Annotated in this window: 9 protein-coding genes and 1 pseudogene; 2 read left to right on the forward strand and 8 right to left on the reverse strand. The window is 73.5% G+C overall.

Annotated features, from left to right (window positions below):
- Positions 1–111: 111 nt before the first annotated feature.
- Positions 112–2457, reverse strand: a complete 2346-nt coding sequence (locus ACGFZF_RS20225) for a polysaccharide lyase 8 family protein (protein ID WP_393555894.1) — start codon at positions 2455–2457, stop codon at positions 112–114.
- A gap of 131 nt (positions 2458–2588) precedes the next feature.
- Positions 2589–6446: an endo-alpha-N-acetylgalactosaminidase family protein gene (locus ACGFZF_RS20230; protein WP_393555896.1), complete on the reverse strand. Its 3858-nt coding sequence runs from the start codon at positions 6444–6446 to the stop codon at positions 2589–2591.
- Positions 6447–6776: 330 nt separating this feature from the next.
- On the opposite strand from ACGFZF_RS20230, the gene ACGFZF_RS20235 reads away from it, so the two are divergent.
- Positions 6777–7388 carry a YceI family protein gene (locus ACGFZF_RS20235; RefSeq protein WP_393555898.1) on the forward strand — a complete coding sequence of 204 codons (612 nt, stop codon included), beginning with the start codon at positions 6777–6779 and terminating at the stop codon, positions 7386–7388.
- A 347-nt stretch (positions 7389–7735) separates the two neighbouring features.
- A complete protein-coding gene (gene dnaN / locus ACGFZF_RS20240) occupies positions 7736–8866 on the forward strand; it encodes a DNA polymerase III subunit beta (protein ID WP_393555901.1) in 1131 nt (376 codons plus the stop codon).
- Positions 8867–8918: 52 nt separating this feature from the next.
- Here the strand turns inward: dnaN and ACGFZF_RS20245 are convergent, their stop codons facing one another.
- The 6 genes and pseudogenes from ACGFZF_RS20245 to ACGFZF_RS20270 form a co-directional block, all read right to left on the reverse strand.
- On the reverse strand, positions 8919–10253 hold the full coding sequence (locus tag ACGFZF_RS20245) for a hypothetical protein (RefSeq protein ID WP_393555903.1): 1335 nt from the start codon (positions 10251–10253) through the stop codon (positions 8919–8921).
- A 77-nt stretch (positions 10254–10330) separates the two neighbouring features.
- Positions 10331–12667 (reverse strand): annotated as a pseudogene (locus ACGFZF_RS20250) (glycoside hydrolase family 3 protein); the annotation flags it as partial.
- A 41-nt stretch (positions 12668–12708) separates the two neighbouring features.
- Positions 12709–14325 carry a citramalate synthase gene (gene cimA / locus ACGFZF_RS20255; protein ID WP_393555905.1) on the reverse strand — a complete coding sequence of 539 codons (1617 nt, stop codon included), beginning with the start codon at positions 14323–14325 and terminating at the stop codon, positions 12709–12711.
- A gap of 397 nt (positions 14326–14722) precedes the next feature.
- Positions 14723–16057 carry an MFS transporter gene (locus tag ACGFZF_RS20260; RefSeq protein WP_393555907.1) on the reverse strand — a complete coding sequence of 445 codons (1335 nt, stop codon included), beginning with the start codon at positions 16055–16057 and terminating at the stop codon, positions 14723–14725.
- Positions 16058–16132: 75 nt separating this feature from the next.
- Positions 16133–16678: a TetR/AcrR family transcriptional regulator gene (locus ACGFZF_RS20265; protein ID WP_393556204.1), complete on the reverse strand. Its 546-nt coding sequence runs from the start codon at positions 16676–16678 to the stop codon at positions 16133–16135.
- 231 nt (positions 16679–16909) lie between these two features.
- Complete coding sequence (locus ACGFZF_RS20270) at positions 16910–17599, reverse strand: HAD family hydrolase (protein ID WP_393555909.1); 690 nt, start codon at positions 17597–17599, stop codon at positions 16910–16912.
- Positions 17600–17667: the final 68 nt, after the last annotated feature.

Consider the following 17667-nt stretch of genomic DNA (forward strand, 5'->3'; position numbering starts at 1 on the left):
CCGCCGTCGACTCCGTACAGTCTCCCGCGCGGATTCCTGGTGGGGCTGGACAGAACCATGCCCCCACCCGGCCGAGTCGACAGCCAGACACCCCTGGCGTTTGTAGGATCCCTATACAAGCACCCTGCACTGGTGGGTGGCTCCCGCGACACCCGGCGTGATCGTCAGCCGCAGGGACCGCCCGGTGGACCGGACCTCCACCGAGGGGTCGTGGCCGATCACCCGACGGGCCGGCCCGTCCCAGACGACCTCGAAGGGCTGCCCGCTGCGGGGCGGCTCGGAGATCCGGAGGTCGAGGACCGATCGGCGCCGGCGCACCAGCACGCTCGCGGGGGCGGTGACCGTCAGTCGCCCCACCGTACCGGCCCGCCAGAAGTTGGCGGCCGTCAGCCCCAGGGAGGGGACGGCGATCGCCTGCCGGTCCACGGTGTTGTCCAGGACCGTCAGCCAGCTGCTGTCGGCCGCCCGGGCGGCCAGGGTGCGGCGGGAGGCCCCGGGCATCAGCAGGTACGCGTACGAGGCGTCGACCGGGTCCGTGCCGTGGTCCAGCCAGAGCGTCTGGTAGCCGCGGGCGCGGCGCTCGGTGGAGCTGGTGGTGTTGATGTCGCTCCAGGCCCCGGTCCGTTCCTCGCGCAGGGTGCGCAGTCCGGCCGTGCCCTCGGGAAGGACCCAGCCGCCGTGGCCCTCCAGGTGCGCCCACCGGTCGGCGGTGGTGAGGGGCTGGGCGCGGTCCTCGACGAGGAGGCGGTTGTCGACGACGGTCTCCACGGGGACACCGTCGGCGGCGGTGATGCCGGCCCCGAGGCAGATGACCGTGTCGGCGGCGCAGAACCAGGACTTGCGGGCCTCCAGGGTGGAGCCGAGCCCCTTGACGTGCTGCCCGACGGCGGCGAACTCGCCGTCGGTGGCTCCGCCGACCCACTGCACGGCGGGCCGGTGCGCGCCCCACTCGCCGCCCGCGCGGTCGGCGAGCCGCCGGGTGGAGACGGTCGTACCCGGCAGACGGTAGGGGTCGACGGTGGGCCAGAACCAGTCGGTGTACTGGGCGTCGGATCCGGCGCCCGGGCCCCACCAGTAGAGCATCCCGGCCCCGGTGTGCCAGCCGCGCGGGTTCTCGCCGTTGCCGCACTCGTAGGAGGAGACGCGCTCCGAGGCCATGGAGATGTTGGCGGCCCAGCCGGGGCGGCGGTGCACGGCGCGGTCCATGGCGGCGAAGAGGGTGTGGCCGGTGGGTTCGGGGGCGGCGGGGACGGGTGCGGCGGCGACCGCGTGGAGCCGGGCGAGGTCGGCGACGCCGAACTGGCGGGCCGTGAGGACCGGGGTGACGGTGTCCCGTTCGATCCAGCCCTTCACGCGCGCGTGCCACCGGTCCCGTTCGGCGGCGCTCGCCCCGCCGGCCAGGAGGGCGATGGCGGCGATCAGGCCCTGGCCGTGGAAGTGGTCGGAGCGCATGATCCGCCGCTCGTCGCTCTTGAGGTAACCGCGGCTGACGGCACGGCCGTTGACGCTGTCCATCATCAGGCCGTTGTAGATCAGGGGCGCGTAGGCCTTCTCGACGCTGTCGAGGATGATCTGGCGGTTCGGGTCGGTGACGGCCCACGTGGAGCCGGCGAGCAGGGTGAAGAGCCGGCCGAGTCCGTCGAGCATGACCTGCCCGTACGTGCCCGAGTAGGCGACCCAGGTGTGCTGGATGAAGGATCCGTCGGCGTACAGGCCGTCGCCGCGGGTGACGTACGGGAAGACGGGCGAGAGCGCGTCGCGGGCCAGGGCGGTCTTGGCGGGGGCTGCGCCGAGGATGCCGCGGAGGGCGACGGAGCGGCAGAGGTCGACGCGGTTGGCGCCGGTCGAGGTGCCGCTGTAGTCGGTGAGCACGGCGTCGGGGATGAAGTGGTCGACGGCGGCGCAGGCGGCCTCGATCCGTTCGGCGCCGAGGTGGGGGTGGAGGACGGCGACGATGTCCATGAGCAGCCGGGGGCTGCCGATCTGCCACTCCCACCAGTTGCCGTAGCGGACGGTGGCGGCGTGGTAGATCCGGGCGGAGAGATGGTCCAGGCCGCGGACGACGTCGGCGAGGAGGCCCGTGTCGCCGGTGAGACCCGTGCCGGGCTGGGCGTACGCCTGCGTCATGGTCCAGAGGCGGCTGTACGACTGCGTGATGCCGGACGGCGGGTCGAACGAGAGGCCCGGCCACAGGGAGGTGTCCGTCGGCGCCATCGAGGCCCGGAACGTGCGGGCGAGTGCGCCGGTCTCGGCGAGGCGGGTGGCGTACGGCTCGGCCCCGGCGTCGAAGCCGGAGCCGAGCTGGATGCCGATCCAGCGCTGCCGCAGCGTCTCGGACTCCTCGGCGAGCGAGGCCGGTTCCGCGGCGCGGGCGGCGGGGAGTGGGACCGCGAGGGTGGCGGCGGTGGCGGAGGCGGTGAGGAGGAAGGTACGTCGGGACCAGGCGGGGACGGGCACGGGGAGCCTCCCGGGGGAAGTGGTGTAGACCGGTTGGGGCCGGTCTAACACCGGCTCTCCGACGCAATCAATGAGCACCGCACGGCGGGGTGGAAGCGCTTTCCGTCGACTCCCACCCCGCCAGGTCCCGCTCAGCCGGAGCAGTGGAAGCGCGCGTTCCCCCAGTCCGCGTGGTCGTTGCCGTTCCCGTCGCCGCCGTCGCCGGCGACCAGGTCGACGTAGGAGGCCCCGGTGACGTCGGCCGTGAGCGACCAGGCCGGGTCGGCGGCCCTGAGCACCGGTGACTTCACCTTCTCCGTACCGTCGGCGAGGACGCTGAACTGCACGGTGCCGCGGGTGGACTGGACGTCGTCCACACCGACCTCGGCGGTGAAGGAGCGGCAGGAACCGCCCAGGTAGTAGCGCACCGCGGCCGGGGCGTGGGTGCCGAGTCCCTTGGCGTAGGCCACTCCCCCGATCCGCAGCGGGCTGCCGTCGCCGCTGCCGGTCTCGCCGTTGGACAGGTCGCGCTCGACCGGCCCCCAGCCGTTGGCCGACGACGTCCAGTCCAGGTCGCTCGCCCAGCTGTCGGTGGTGGGCGGCGGGGGCAGCGTGCGGACCGTGGTGGTCGCGGTCAGCTTCCGGGCCTGGCCGCCGACGGTGTACGTGACCGTGGCGTCGAGCGGGTAGCCGCGGTAGGCGGCGTCGACCGGAGGGGTGACCTTCCAGCCGGCGGTGGCCTCGGCGCCCGCCGCGACCGTTCCGACGGCGACCGGGGCGGCCGGCTCCGCGGTCCAGCCGGCGGGGAGCGCGAGGGTCGCGGTGACGGCGTCGACCGCGCTCGCCTCGTCGTTGGAGAAGGTGGCGGTGACCTCGTTGGCGCGGCCCGGCTCCAGGGTGTCCGGCGCGGCGAGGCCGAGGGTGCCGCAGGCGGCCCGCTCGGGGGCGGGGCCCAGGTCGGTGACGGTGAAGCCGTCGAGGACGAAGTCGGCGCCGTCGGGCGCGTCGGCGCGCTTGCGCAGGCCGGTCCAGGTGTCGCCGCAGCCGGCGGTCACCGTCTGGGCGAAGTGGGCGGTGGTGCGCTGCTGCCCGATCGGGGTCCGGCGGGTCTCGACGGCGCGCCCGTCGCCCCGGGTGCGGTCGTAGCCGGTGACCCACTCGTAGGCGCCGGCGTGGCTCGACTGGTAGTCGTACTCCACCCGGTAGGAGTGCCCGTCCTCCATCGGGACGGTCCAGGGCGCGGTCCGGTAGACCAGGCCGCTGTTCTCGTCGTGCGACTTCAGGGACTCGGCGCCCTCGACGACGTCGTCGACGAGCTTTCCGTTCCAGCCCGCCCGGGTGTACGGGGCGTGCAGCTGGGCGATGTGGGTGCGCGGGTCGGTCGTGCCGCCGGCGTCGCCCTTGAGGAACGGCCCCCAGCCCTGGTCGACGGCCTCGAAGTCCTCGTGGACGACGGTTCCGGGGCCGGCCGCGGGGGCGCCGGCGACGATCCGGACGTCGTCGATCCGGACGGCGGCGGCGCTGCCGGCCGCCGCCTCGATCCGCAGCGCCGCCGTCCCGCCGCGCGGGGCGGTGAAGGTGACCTTGGCCCGCTGGAGCCGGGTGCCGTTCCAGTCGGAGGCGGCGACCCGGTCCTCGAGGGCGGAGCGGGCGACGGTGACGGACCCGCCGCCGATCGAGAGCGTGGTCGGCCGGGTCTTCCCGGGCTCGACCTCGACGAGGGCGGAGGCCGTGTACCGCTTGCCGGGGACGAGTCCGCTGACCTGCTGGCGGACCGAGGCGGCGGCGGCGCCGGTGAGCCGGGCGCTGTTGCGGCCCTGGCCGTCGGTGTCGCGGGCGACCGTGCCGGTGGTGGTCCAGGCCGTGAGCCGGGCGTCGTTGAACCCGGGGTCCTGGACGGGGGTGCCCTCGCCCCAGCGCGGGTCGCGCGGCTCGGGGGCGCGGTCGGGGTAGAGGACGTAGGGCTGTCCGGCGGCCGCGTCGAGGGTGATCCGCCCGTCCACGGGCCGGACGGTGCCGGTCTTCACTCGGCCGTTGTCGGTCAGCCGGTAGACGGTGTACGAGCCGGTGCCGGCGACGGCCCAACTGCTGCTGCCACCGGTCCTGTTGTAGTGGTAGAGCTTCTTGCCGCCGTCCCACGGCAGAAGGTAGGACTCGCCGTCCAAAACCTTGCGGCCGTGGTCGTAGAAGGTGCGCCGGCCGTTCTCGACGGTGCCGCGGACCTCGCCGGTGAAGGTGATGTCGTCGCCGTTCCAGCGGGTGATGCGCTGCTGCTGGAGGTACTTGGCGGGCAGGTTCTTCTGCCAGACGTTCGCGGTGAAGCGGTTCCAGTCCGTCTCGCCGGTCCAGCCCTCGAAGTCCACCAGGGCGGTCTGTCCGAGGACCGGGTGGGCGTTCCAGACGTCCTTCTCTCCGTTGCGGACGAAGCGGACGATCTGCGAGTTGAGGCCCTTGTTGGTGGCGCCGCCGTAGTCCAGGTCGTTGGCCCAGTGGGACCACAGGGAGGCCCGCTCGAACTTGTCGGACCACTCGGTGGCGACGTTCCAGCCCTGGGCCTGGACGGCCTGCACGGTCTTGTCGGCGATCCAGCCGTGGGTGTAGTAGACGTCGATGTAGAGCATCGACAGGTTCGGGTCGGTCTCGTCGCGCAGCTGCTGGAAGCGGCGGGCGAGGTCACCGCTGTTGATGTCCCGGCGCTGGTCGATGTAGTAGCTCTGGTTGAGCCAGTTCCAGCCCGGCCTGGTCCTGTCGACGAGGGTCTCGCTGAAGTTCCTCGCCTCGGGGTACGCCTCGGTGGCGTTGACGTGGACGCCGAAGCCCGCGCCCCACTTCTTCCCCTCCTTCAGCAGCTTGTTGAGGTCGGCGAGGCCGCCGGCGCGCTTGTTGTAGTTGCCGCCGTAGTCGGGGTGGGCGGAGTCGTGGCCCTCCGAGCCGTACCCCTTGAGGAGGGCGAACTGGCCGAGGCCGTCGGTGGCGAGCGAGATCCGCTTGACGTCGTCGAGGGTGCGCAGGAAGGGGTGGGTGGCGTTGCTGGCGAAGTTGAACGGGATGTGGGCGATCACCCGGTCGGGGGTGGCGTCGCTGCCGGGGGCCTTGATCCCGATGCCGCGGAAGGCGATGGCGCCGTCCTGCCAGTCGGTCCGTCCGTCGGCGTTGGCGTCGGGGGTGACGACCACCTTGGCCCAGGGCAGGCCGGCACCGCTCTCGGGCCGCGGGGCACCCTCGCCGCGGTAGGTCCACTGGCCGGACCAGACGCCGACGCGGGTCTCGGTGCCGTTCCTGCGGGCCTGGTGCCAGAAGCGGGCTCCGTCCCGGGCGGAGGCGCCGGCGGGCTTGTCGTAGCTGGAGTTGGACTCGACGGCGGCGGCGAGGGAACCGGTGTTGACCAGGGCGTAGCCGGCCCCGACGGGGTTCGCCTCGGGGGCGGTGGCGTCGGTGACCGCCGCGAAGACGTCGGCGGTCCGGGTGGAGTCGGGGTCGAGGCGGGTGAAGGCGGTCTGCGCGCCACCGTCGGCCGATCCGACGGAGACCAGGTCGTGGCCGGGTATGTCGAGGGTCCCGACACGGAAGGCGGCGGTGTCGCGGACCGCGGTGACCTTGAAGGTGGTCGTCCGGTCGGCGACGCCCAGACTCGCGTCGATCTCGACCCCGGGCAGGTCGGGGAAGGTCAGGGTGTACGCGGCGGCGGCCGCGGTCACGACCGGGGCGCCCTGGACGTGGACGGGGTACGCCGTGCCGTTGAGGACGACCCGTGTCACCGGGGCCGTGCTGCCGAGCAGGCGGGCGCCGGTCGCCCTGTCCGTGTACGACAGGACCCGCGGGAAGTCCTCGGCGACGGCGACGGACAGCCGGTCGGAGCCGATGACCAGGGCGGCCCCGGCGGCGGCCTCCGCGGCCACCGGCGCCGCCGCCGGTTCGGCGAGGGCGGGCCCGGACAGGGCGAACACGGCGGATGACGCGGCGGCGAGAGCGCAGGCCGCAGGGACTCTTCGCGACTTGGGGAGGGACATGGGGACTAGTTGGCCCGGGCGGCACGGGACCGTCAACGAGATCGCGGCACAGCGGCCCCGGCAGTCCAAGAACCGCCGTCGCTCAGTCCAAGTCCGGCCGCGGGAGGCGGGTCGCCGCCCGGGATCGCGGGGCGCCGGACCGGCCGGACGGCCGGTGGTTCCGCGGTCCCGGACGTGGGCGGGACGGGCGGCCCGGGACGCGGAAGCGGAAAGGAATCCAGAAGATGTTGAACTTTGAACGGAATGGGTCTACAGTCAATCTCGTTGAAGGTTCAACCGAACCGAACACAAGTGCCGCCTCCCCCGCGCACCGTCCCCAAGGAGCACGTCATGGGCATCTTCAACCGCAAGAACGACACCGCCGCCACCGCCGTCGCCACCCTCCCCGTCGACCCGGCCCTGGCCGCGCTGACCGGCGACTACACCATCGACCCGGCCCACAGCAGCATCGGCTTCACGGTCCGCCACGCGATGGTCACCAACGTGCGCGGCTCCTTCGGCGAGCACGAGGGCACGCTGTCGCTCGACGGCTCGAACCCGGGCGCCTCGGCCGCCTCGATCGACGTCACGATCGCCTCCATCGACACGGGCATCGCCGACCGCGACGGCCACCTGAAGAGCGGCGACTTCTTCGACGCCGAGCAGTTCCCGCTGATGAGCTTCCGTTCCACCGAGGCGGCGCAGCTGGGCGGCGACAAGTACCGCGTCACCGGCGACCTGACCATCAAGGACGTCACCCGCCCGCTCTCGATCGACCTGGAGTTCAACGGCACGGCCACGGACGTCTACGGCAACGAGCGCGTCGGCTTCGAGGGCTCGGCCGAGATCCTGCGCTCCGACTGGGGCCTGACCTGGAACGCGGCCCTGGAGACCGGCGGTGTGATGGTCAGCGACAAGGTCAAGCTGAACTTCGACATCTCCGCGATCAAGAACGCCGCCTGAGCCCCGCGCCCCCGCGAGGGGGCCGAGCACCCCGAGCGCGCCCGCCCTCCGCAGCAGCGGAAGGGCGGGCGCTCGGCGTTCCGCCGGCCGGTCCGTCCCGGCACCGGACCCATCCGGGCAGGGCGGGGCTCCCCCGCCGCGCGGGCCGGGGCGTTGTCAGTGGCGTTGGCTAAGGGCTGTCCCGCAATCCGCGGTGGGTTGGCGCACGGCGTCGGATGCGGTACATCGCAAGGCGGAGGGTCGTCCTCATACTGGGCGTATTCGGGCGATCCGACAACGCGGCGAGGGGCCGTAGCCGGCGTCGTGCGCCCGCCGGGGATTGCGGGACAGCCCTTAGCGTCCGCGCCATGGAATTCCGCATCGACAGCAGTGCGTTGACCGAAGCCGTGGCCTGGGCGTCCCGCGTCCTGCCCGCCCGTTCGTCCGTACCCGTGCTGGGCGGGCTGCTTCTGGAGGCTGCGGACGGCGGGCTGAGGATCTCCGGCCGGGACTACGAGGCCTCGGCCCGCATCGAGCTGGCGGCGGACACCGAACGGGACGGCCGGGCCCTCGTGCTGGGACGCCGGCTGCTCGACATCTGCAAGGTGCTCCCCCGGGGCACGGTCGAGTGCGCGATCGAGGGGGCGCGGCTGTCGGTGACCGGCGGCGGCGCCCGGTTCGGGCTCTCCCTGCTGCCCCTGGACGACTATCCCGCGCAGCCGGCGCTGCCCGTGTTCCGGGGCACGGTGGAGGCCGGGGCGTTCGCCGAGGCGGTCGCCCAGGTCGCGGTGGCGGCGGGCCGGGACGACTCGCTGCCGGTCCTGACGGGCATCCGGCTCGCCCTGGACGGCACGACCATGACGCTGGCCGCGACCGACCGGTACCGCTACGCGGTGCGGGCGCTGGAGTGGAAGCCGGAGCCCCCCGGGCACGAGGCGGGCACGGACGGCGCGGCGGCCGAGGGGATCGACGTGGTGGTGCCGGCCCGCCGGCTGACCGAGATCGCCCGTTCCCTGACCACGGCGGGTCCGGTACGACTGGCCCTGGACGCCGGCTCGATCGGTTTCGAGAGCGCGCGCACCCGCACCACCACCCGCCTGCTCGACGGGCGCCTCCCCCGCCACGACAAGCTCTTCGCGCTCGGGGAGCACGCGGTCGCCGAGACGGCGCTGGCGCCGCTGACGGAGGCGGTGGGCCGGGTCGCGGTGGTCGCCGAGGGCGACAGCCCGGTCCAGCTCCGCTTCACCGAGGACGCCGTCCACCTCCGGGCGGGGTACGAGGACGACGTGGCCTCCCAGCGCCTGCCGGCCGTCCTGGAGGGCGCGGAGTCCCTGACGGTCGCCTTCAACCCCGGGTACCTGCTGGACGCGCTGTACTCCTTCGCCTCGGACTCCGTCCGCTTCCGGCTCCTCGGCCCGGGGCAGCGCGCCCTGCTCACCGACGCGTCGGGCACCACCCACCGGCACCTGCTGATGTCGGTCCGGGCGCCACTGGTCTGACCGGCACGGGCCGCGGCCGGGACGATCCCCGGCCGCGGGCCCGGCGCCGGCGTCAGAACCCGCCGCCGCCGTCGAAGCCGCCGCCACCGCCGAAGTCGCCTCCGCCGCCGAAGCCACCCGAACCGAAGTCGCCGGAGCTGAAGTCACCGCCCGAGAAGTCACCGCCCTGGAAGTCTCCGCCGCCGTACTCGGAGGCGTAGGCCGGGGTGGCGAGCATCGAGCCGAGCATCGTGCCGACGAGGAGGCCGGGGAGCATGCCGCCGAAGTAGCCGCCCGCCCAGGGGCCGTAGGCCGGGCCCGCCTCCCAGTACGGGCGGCGGACGCCGTCGGCGTCGACGGTGCGGGTCATCGGGTCCCGGCCGTCGTCCAGGCGGGCGGCGTCGGCGGCGCAGACCGGGACCTCGCGGGTGGCGCCGCCGGCCGGGGTCCAGACGCGGTCCTCGGTCGAGGGACCGTGGCGCGGGTCGAAGAAGCACGGGGACCGGCGTTCGGGCAGGGGGCGGGCCTCCCGCCGCGCGGCCAGGACGGCGAGCGAGAACCGGCCGTCCTCCAGCTGCTCGGTCACCGGCCGGACGTCGTGCGGGCGGGTGGCGGAGCCCATCAGGGACTTGGCCTTGTCGTAGGCGTCGAGGGCGTGTTCGTAGTCGCCGCGCATGGCGTCGTCCGCGCCGGGCTCGGCCGGGTGGAAGTCCAGGTGCTCCAGCTCCTCGCCGAAGGCGGTGATGTCCTCGTCGACGACGACCCGGAGCTTGTCGAGGGCCGCGCGCTCCTCGGCCTCCTTGCGGAGGCGGTTGCGCCGGGTGATCGCGTAGGCGCCGGCGCCGCCCGCGACGACGACCGCGCCGAGGGTGATCAGCCCGCCGACCGGAACGCCGTCACTCGTGCCGCCGACGCCGCTCCAGGAGGCCGGGGCGGAGCCGCGCATGGTCGGCAGGGCCTGGTCGACGAAGTTGTTCAGCTCGGTGACGGCGTCCACGCCGGGCTGGCGCACCGAGGTGACGAGGTTGTCGACGGCGGCGCGGGACATGACCGCGCGGTCGGCGCCGGCGTCGAAGCCGTCGCCGAGGCGGACCGCGTAGAGGCCGGTGACGCCGGTCTCGGTGCGCAGGTTCCGCAGCAGGTTGTCGGCGGGGAACTGGTTGTTCGCGGGAAGGACCGCCACGAACAGCGCCTTGTCCGCGTCCTTGATCTTCCGGGCGAGGGCGTCCGCCTGCGCCGCGGACATCTGGTCCGCCGCGCCGGGGTCGACGTAGACCGGGCCCTGCTTCAGCGCGTCGGCGGCGTCGGGAATCCCCGTGGCCCTGGCCCCCGCGGTAGGGGCCAGGACCAGGAGCAGCAGCATGAGAAGCCCGCCGACGGCCGACAGCATGGGAATCCTCGTCCTCATATCACCTCGATTACCCGTAAAGAGGCATATTCAGACCTACTGATCGGACAGCTGTGCGGTCAGCGCGCGACGGCCCTGGTGGTGAGACCCCATCCGTACGGGAACTGCGGGTCGTAGCCGCGGTCGCCGGCGTTCAGGGGCAGCTGCCCGGCGGAGCGCGGCCAGGTCAGCGGCAGGCGCCCGGAGAAGGCCCGTCGGCCGTAGAGCACGTCGGCGACGCCGTCGCCCTCGCTGCCCGGCAGCCAGGAGGCGACCAGCGCGTCGATCTTCCCGAGCCGGTCGCCGAGGAGCTGCGGACGTCCTGAGACGACCAGCACCGCGCACCGCATCGCCGCGCAGACCCGGTCGACGGCCTTCCCGTCGTCCTCGGACAGCTCCAGGTCGTGGCCGTTGACGCCGACGTCGCCGACCCCCTCCGCGTACGGCGTCTCGCCGACGACGACCACCCCCACGTCGTGCCCGGCGGTCGGCGCCGAGGCGTCCTCGGAGTAGGTGACCCGCGCCCGTGGATCCGCCCTGCGGATGCCGTCCAGGATGGTGGTGCCCCGGATCGCGCGGCCACCGGCGCCCTGCCAGCCGACGGTCCACCCGCCCGCCTGGTGGGCGAGGTCGTCGGCGTTGGAGCCGGCGACGTACACCCGCTGCCCGGTCCGCAGCGGCAGCAGGCTCCCGCCGTTCTTCAGGAGGACCTGCGAGCGGGCGACGGCCTCCCGGGCCGCGGCCCGGTGCTCGGCGGAGCCGATCCCGGCCAGGTGCGTGGTGTCCGCGTACGGCTTCTCGAAGAGCCCGAGCCGGAACTTCTGCTCCAGTACCCGGCTGACGGCGTCGTCGATCCGGGCGGTCGGGATCCGGCCGGCGGCGACCTCGTCGGCGACGATCCGGCCGAACTCCTTGTACGTGAGCGGGGCCATGTTCATGTCGATGCCGGCGTTGACCGCGTCCCGTACGTCGCTGACGGCGTCCCCCGGCATCTGGTCGACGGCCTCCCAGTCGCTGACGACGATGCCCCGGAACCCGAGCTCGCTCTTCAGCACGCCGCTGATCATCTCGCCGTGCGAGTGCATCTTCACCGGTCCGCCGCGCGCCCCGGTCAGTTCGAGCGAGGAGAAGGAGGGCATGACCGAGCCCGCGCCGAGACCGATCGCCCGCCGGAAGGGGGCGACGTGCACGGCCTCCAGCTCACCCCGGTCGATCCGGGTGACGCCCTGGTCGATGAGGTACGGCGGCCGGCCGGAGCCGTAGGCGGTGCCGCCGTCGCCGACGAAGTGCTTGGCGGTGGCGAGGACCTTGTCGTTGCGGGCGAGGTCCCGGCCGTCGGCGGCGCCCTGGAGCCCCCGGACGGCGACCGCCATCGAGGCGACGAGCTCCGGGTCCTCCCCGAAGGACTCGTAGGTGCGGCCCCAGCGCACGTCGCGCACGACGCACACGCAGGGCGCGAAGTTCCAGGCGATCCCGGTGGCCCGCACCTCCTCGGCGGTGATCGCGGCGAGTCGCTCGACGAGCGCGGGGTCCCGGGCGGCGCCGAGCCCGATGTTGTGCGGCATGACCGTGGCGCCCTGCACGAAGGAGTGTCCGTGCACGGCGTCGGTGGCCAGGAGCAGCGGGATCTGCAGCCGGGTGGCGCGCGCGTACCACTGGTAGGTGTCGGTGACCTTCCGCCATGCCGCCGGCGGCTGCGCCGGCGAGCCCGCCGCCTCCGCCTCGTAGATCACCGAGCCCAGGGCGTAGGAGGTGATGTCCTCGTGGGCGGCGAGGGTGTTGCGGCCGGCCTGGGTCATCTGGCCCGCCTTCTCGGCGAGCGTCATCCGCCCGAGGAGGTCGGCGACCCGCTCCCGGACGGGGAGTCCCGGGTCGAGGTACGGCAGCCCGTGCGCGTCGACGACGACCAGCGGGTCGCGTTCGGGACCCGCGGCCCCGGTCACGTCGAGGGTGACCGGGACGGTCTCGGCGACCTCGGGGGCACGGTCGCGGACGGTGGCGACCTCGACGGTCCGTACGGCTCCGGGCCGGCTGCCGACGGGGAAGGTGACCGTGCCGGAGGCCACCCGGTAGTCCCGTCCGGGCCGTGCGGTTCCCGGACGGGTGACGGCGCCGGGCGCACCCGCCGCCCCGCCGCGCGCCGCGGGGCCGGGGCCGGTGGCGCGCACGGGTGCGGAGGTCGTCCACCGGACCGTCACCGGGTGCTCCAGGGGGCGGGCCGAGTCGACGGTGAGGCGGACGCGGGCCGTGCCCCCCTCGGCCACCGTGGTGACCGGGGAGGCGGTGACGCGTACCGGGCCCGGGGACCGTGCGGTCGCGGGCCCGGCGGCTGTCGCTGTCGCGGTGAGGCATCCGGTGAGCACGGCGCCGGCCGCGACGGCCGCCGCCGCGCCCGTCCGCGCCGCACGGAAGGTATGACCAGTCATACTGGACATGCTGGGGTGTACCGGGCCCGGAGAACCGGTACGACGCGCGGCTACTCGGCCGGGTCGATGCCCACCCGCAGCAGTCCGTAGGTGAAGGCGTCCTCCAGGGCCTGCCAGGACGCGGCGATCACGTTCTCGCCGACGCCGACGGTCGACCACTCGCCGTTGCCGTCGCTGGTGGTGACCAGGACCCGGGTCGTGGACTCGGTGCCGTGGCGCCCCTCCAGGATGCGGACCTTGTAGTCCACCAGCTCGAACTTGGCGAGCTGCGGGTAGATCCGCTCCAGGCCGACCCGCATCGCCCGGTCGAGGGCGTTGACGGGGCCGTTGCCCTCGGCGGTGGCGACGATCCGCTCGCCCTTGGCCCAGAGCTTCACGGTGGCCTCGTTGGCGTGGGTGCCGTCGGGCCGGTCCTCGACGATCGCGCGCCAGGACTCCGTGCGGAAGTAGCGGCGGGCCCGGCCCTCCGCCTCCTCGCGGAGCAGCAGTTCGAAGGAGGCGTCCGCGGCCTCGTAGGTGTAGCCCCGGAGTTCGCGCTCCTTGACCCGCTCGACCACCCGGCCGACGAGCTCGCGGTCGCCGCCGAGGTCGACGCCCAGCTCCTTGCCCTTGAGCTCGATGGAGGCGCGTCCGGCCATGTCGGAGACGAGCATCCGCATGGTGTTGCCGACCTGCTCGGGGTCGATGTGCTGGTACAGGTCGGGGTCGACCTTGATGGCGGAGGCGTGCAGTCCGGCCTTGTGGGCGAAGGCGGAGACGCCCACGTAGGGCTGGTGGGTGGAGGGCGTCAGGTTGACGACCTCGGCGATGGCGTGGGAGATCCGGGTCATCTCGGCGAGCGCGCCCGGGGGCAGGACCGTCTTGCCGTACTTGAGTTCCAGGGCCGCGACGACCGGGAAGAGGTTGGCGTTGCCGACCCGCTCGCCGTAGCCGTTGGCGGTGCACTGGACGTGCGTGGCGCCGGCGTCGACGGCGGCCAGGGTGTTGGCGACGGCGCAGCCGGTGTCGTCCTGGGCGTGGATGCCGAGGCGGGCGCCGGTGTCGGCGAGGACGGTGGCCACGACGGCCTGGATCTGGGCCGGGAGCATGCCGCCGTTGGTGTCGCAGAGGATGACGACGTCGGCGCCGGACTCGTGGGCCGCGCGGACGACGGCCTTCGCGTACTGCGGGTTGGCCTTGTAGCCGTCGAAGAAGTGCTCGCAGTCGACGAAGACCCGGCGACCCTGGGAGCGCAGATGCGCGACGGTGTCGCGGACCATCTCCAGGTTCTCGTCCAGGGTGGTCCGCAGGGCGAGTTCGACGTGCCGGTCGTGGGACTTGGCGACGAGCGTGATCACCGGGGCGCCGGAGTCGAGGAGGGCCTTGACCTGCGGGTCGTCGGCGGCGCTGCCTCCGGCCCGGCGGGTCGCGCCGAAGGCGACGAGCTGTGCGTGCCGGAAGTCGATCTCCTGGCGGGCACGCGCGAAGAACTCCGTGTCACGCGGGTTGGCGCCGGGCCAGCCTCCCTCGATGAAGCCCACGCCGAACTCGTCGAGGTGCCGCGCGATGGTCAGCTTGTCCGCGACGGTGAGGTTGATGCCCTCGCGCTGCGCCCCGTCGCGCAGCGTGGTGTCGAAGACATGGAAGCTGTCGTCGGGACGCGGGCTCGCGTCGGTCTCCGTGGTCATGACTGTGATGGCTCCTGTCGGATGTGGCTCCGGAAGGTATGGATCCACTTGCCCCCATTTTTCACGCGCCGTCCGTCTCCGGCGACGGTGGGGCCGGAAAACGAAAAAACCCCTCGCGGGTGCGAGAGGTCTGCGCGCGGGTCTGGGGCACGGTGTCCACTGCCGCGGGGATCGAGCCACGGGTCAGCGGTCACTGCGGACCGGCGCGCTGCTGCCGATAATCATGGTGGGAGCGAGCACGCCCGCAGTCTCCCACACCGACCCCGTCCCGTGGACACGGATCTCACGATGCGGTCAGGTCGCCGGACGGCCGGGCGGACCGGCCCCGCGCGAGGAGGCGCGGGGCCGCGCCGGTGCGGTCCCCCGGTCCCCCGGGAGACCGCGTGCCGGCGGCGCCTCAGCGCGTGGCGGCCGGGGTCTCCGCCCGGTCGCGCGGGGGAACCGGCGCGTCGGTACGGCCGACCCGGCCCAGGTCGATGTCGCGTGTCTCGCGCATCGTCAGGTAGACGATCAGCGAGACGGCCGCGCAGCCCGCCACGTACCAGGAGTAGCCGGACTCGATCCCCGCGTCCTTGAACCACAGCGCCACGTACTCCGCCGTGCCGCCGAAGAGCGCGTTGGCGACGGCGTACGGCAGCGCCACGCCCAGGGCGCGGATGCCGGTCGGGAAGAGCTCCGCCTTCACGCACGCGTTGATCGAGGTGTAGCCGGTGACGACCACCAGCGCGAGGAGCGAGAGACCGAGCGCGGGCCAGAACGAGCCGGCGTGCCGGAGCATCGTCATGATCGGCACGGTGAGCAGCGTGGAGCCGACCGCGAAGGTGATCAGCAGCGGGCGGCGGCCGATCCGGTCGGACAGCCGTCCCGCGAGCGGCTGGAGGCAGGCGAAGACGATCAGCGCGCAGAACGAGACCAGGGTCGCGGTCTGCTTGGGCAGCCCGGCGGAGTTGGAGAGGTACTTCGTCAGGTAGGTGGTGTACGTGTAGTACGCCACGGTGCCGCCCATGGTCAGGGCGACGACGAGGAACGCCTCGCGCCGGTGCGCCCAGAGCGCCTTGAGCGTGCCCTTCTCGCCGCCGGAGACGCCTTCGTCGGCGGACTCCTCGTAGACGTCGGTCTCCAGCATGTTGCGCCGCAGGTAGAAGACGACGGCCGCGCCGAGCGCCCCGACGACGAAGGGGATGCGCCAGCCCCAGCTGTGCAGGGCCTCGGCGGACATCGTGCGCTGCAGCACGATCTGCAGGCCGAGACCGACGACCTGCCCCGCGGTCATCGACACGTACTGGAAGCTGGAGGCGAAGCCGCGGTGCTCCGGGGCGGACGCCTCGGTGAGGTACGTGGCGCTGGCGGCGTACTCGCCGCCGACGGACAGGCCCTGGAGGAGCCGGGCCACGAGGAGGACGGCCGCGCCGCCGTAGCCGGCGACCGAGTAGGTGGGGGCGACGGCGATCAGTACGGCCGACGCGGACATCAGCGTCACGGTGAGGGTGAGCGCCGCCTTGCGGCCCTTGCGGTCACCGACCCGGCCGAGCAGCCAGCCGCCGACGGGCCGCATGAAGAATCCGACGGCGAAGATGCCGGCCGTGTTCATGAGTTTGGCGGTGTCGTTGCCCTCGGGGAAGAACGCCCCCGCGAAGTAGGTCGCGAAACTCGCGTACACGAACCAGTCGAACCACTCGACCATGTTGCCGGCCGAGCCGACCCAGATCTTCTTCCAGTGCTCTCGTCCCATGGACCGGAACCGTGCCGGACGACGCGGACGCGCAACAAGGGTGTAGCGCGCAACGATCGGGAGTACTTACGTGCCTTACGGTCGCACCAGCAGACTCTGTTCGACGAACTCCCGTACGTGTTGCAGGACTTGCTCGCGACCGAAGCCGGGGATGCCGACCGCCACGTGGACGCTGAAGCCGTCGAGCAGGGCCCGCATCCGGGCGGCGAAGCGGTCGGGGTCCACGGCCCGGAACTCACCGCGGGAGATGCCCTCGGCGAGGAGCGCCACCAGGTCGCGGTGCCAGGCCCCCTCGATGGCGGCCTGCCGGGCGCGGGCGTCGTCGCCGGCTCCCTGGTACCGGTTCCAGACCTCCAGCCAGAGCGTCCAGTGCGGGTCGCGCGGGCCGTCGGGGACGTACACGTCGACGTACCCGTCCAGCCTTTCGCGGGCGGTACCCGGCCGCGACAGCAGCGCGCTGCGTTCGGCGCCGAGGCGCCCCTCGCTCCACTCCAGGGTCTGCAGCAGCAGCTCGTCCTTGGTGCGGAAGTAGTAGAGGAGGTGCCCGCTGCTCATGCCGACGTCGCGCCCGAGCCCGGCCATGGTCAGCCCGTCGAGTCCGCGCGCGGCGATGGTGTCCATGGCGGCGGCGAGGACGTCCTCGCGAGGCGGGGCGGCCTGGTTGCGGCGGCGGGAGCCGGCGGGCGGGCTGGTGCGGGTCACTCGTACGTTCTACCTCATCCCCCGTCCGGCCCCATGGCCGAAGGCCTCACCGGGGGGGCGGGCGCGCTCGGGGGTGTCGTGTCGATCAGGCCGGGTCCGGTCGCGTGATCAGGGCCGCCCCGGAGGGCGGGCCGCCGCCCCACCGCTCCGTCACAGCAGGTCCAGGACGGCCCCGAGGGCATCCGGCCGGCGGTCCGCGGGCAGGTGGTCGACGAAGTGGACCGGGCAGCCCAGCGCCGCCGCGCCGCCGTCCGCGACGCGGTCGTCGCCCACCATGAGGACGTCGGCGGGCGCCCGGCCGAGCGCCTCGCAGGCCGTCGCGAACAGCGCGGGATCGGGCTTCTGCACCCCGTGCTCGAAGGACAGCACGTACGCGTCGATCAGCGGGTCCACTCCGTGGTCACGGAAGAGCGGGCGCAGGTCCCAGCCGATGTTGCTGACGACGGCGACGGGCACGCCCCGCCGGCGCAGCCCTTCGAGAGTGGCCACGGTGTCCGGGTAGGGCCGCCAGGCCGCCGGTTCGAGGTGCCGGTCGTACAGCGCGTCGGCGAGCCCCGGAGCGGGCAGGCCGGCCTCCCGGGCGAGGGCGGTGTACGCGGCGCGGTGCTGCCCCGCGGTCAGGTCGCGCGCACGCCACAGCGGCTCCAGTGCGGCCGGCAGGGAGCGCGGCGAGGCCCCGCCCGGCAGGGCGCCGGCCTCCTCCAGCCGCCCTGCGCAGGCGAGGAGTTCGGTCTCCGGCAGGTCGATCCCGGAGTCGGTCACGACGGCGCGCAGCCATTCCTCGGTCGGCTCGACGCGGAAGAGGGTCCCGGAGAAGTCGAACATGACGCCCTTGATCATGGGGCCGATCCTGTCCCGGCCCCGGAGCGCGCGCAAGACCGCCCCCGGTCGCCGCCCGCTCGGCGGCG

The organism is Streptomyces sp. NPDC048338, assembly GCF_043201055.1.
Classification (GTDB): domain Bacteria; phylum Actinomycetota; class Actinomycetes; order Streptomycetales; family Streptomycetaceae; genus Streptomyces.

Bases quoted from the DNA above. Each gene is read 5' to 3' on its own strand.
- ACGFZF_RS20230 (WP_393555896.1), bottom strand. From the start codon at position 6,446: ATGTCCCTCCCCAAGTCGCGAAGAGTCCCTGCGGCCTGCGCTCTCGCC.
- ACGFZF_RS20235 (WP_393555898.1), top strand. From the start codon at position 6,777: ATGGGCATCTTCAACCGCAAGAACGACACCGCCGCCACCGCCGTCGCC.
- dnaN (WP_393555901.1), top strand. From the start codon at position 7,736: ATGGAATTCCGCATCGACAGCAGTGCGTTGACCGAAGCCGTGGCCTGG.
- ACGFZF_RS20245 (WP_393555903.1), bottom strand. From the start codon at position 10,253: ATGAGGACGAGGATTCCCATGCTGTCGGCCGTCGGCGGGCTTCTCATG.
- cimA (WP_393555905.1), bottom strand. From the start codon at position 14,325: ATGACCACGGAGACCGACGCGAGCCCGCGTCCCGACGACAGCTTCCAT.
- ACGFZF_RS20260 (WP_393555907.1), bottom strand. From the start codon at position 16,057: ATGGGACGAGAGCACTGGAAGAAGATCTGGGTCGGCTCGGCCGGCAAC.
- ACGFZF_RS20265 (WP_393556204.1), bottom strand. From the start codon at position 16,678: ATGGACACCATCGCCGCGCGCGGACTCGACGGGCTGACCATGGCCGGG.
- ACGFZF_RS20270 (WP_393555909.1), bottom strand. From the start codon at position 17,599: ATGATCAAGGGCGTCATGTTCGACTTCTCCGGGACCCTCTTCCGCGTC.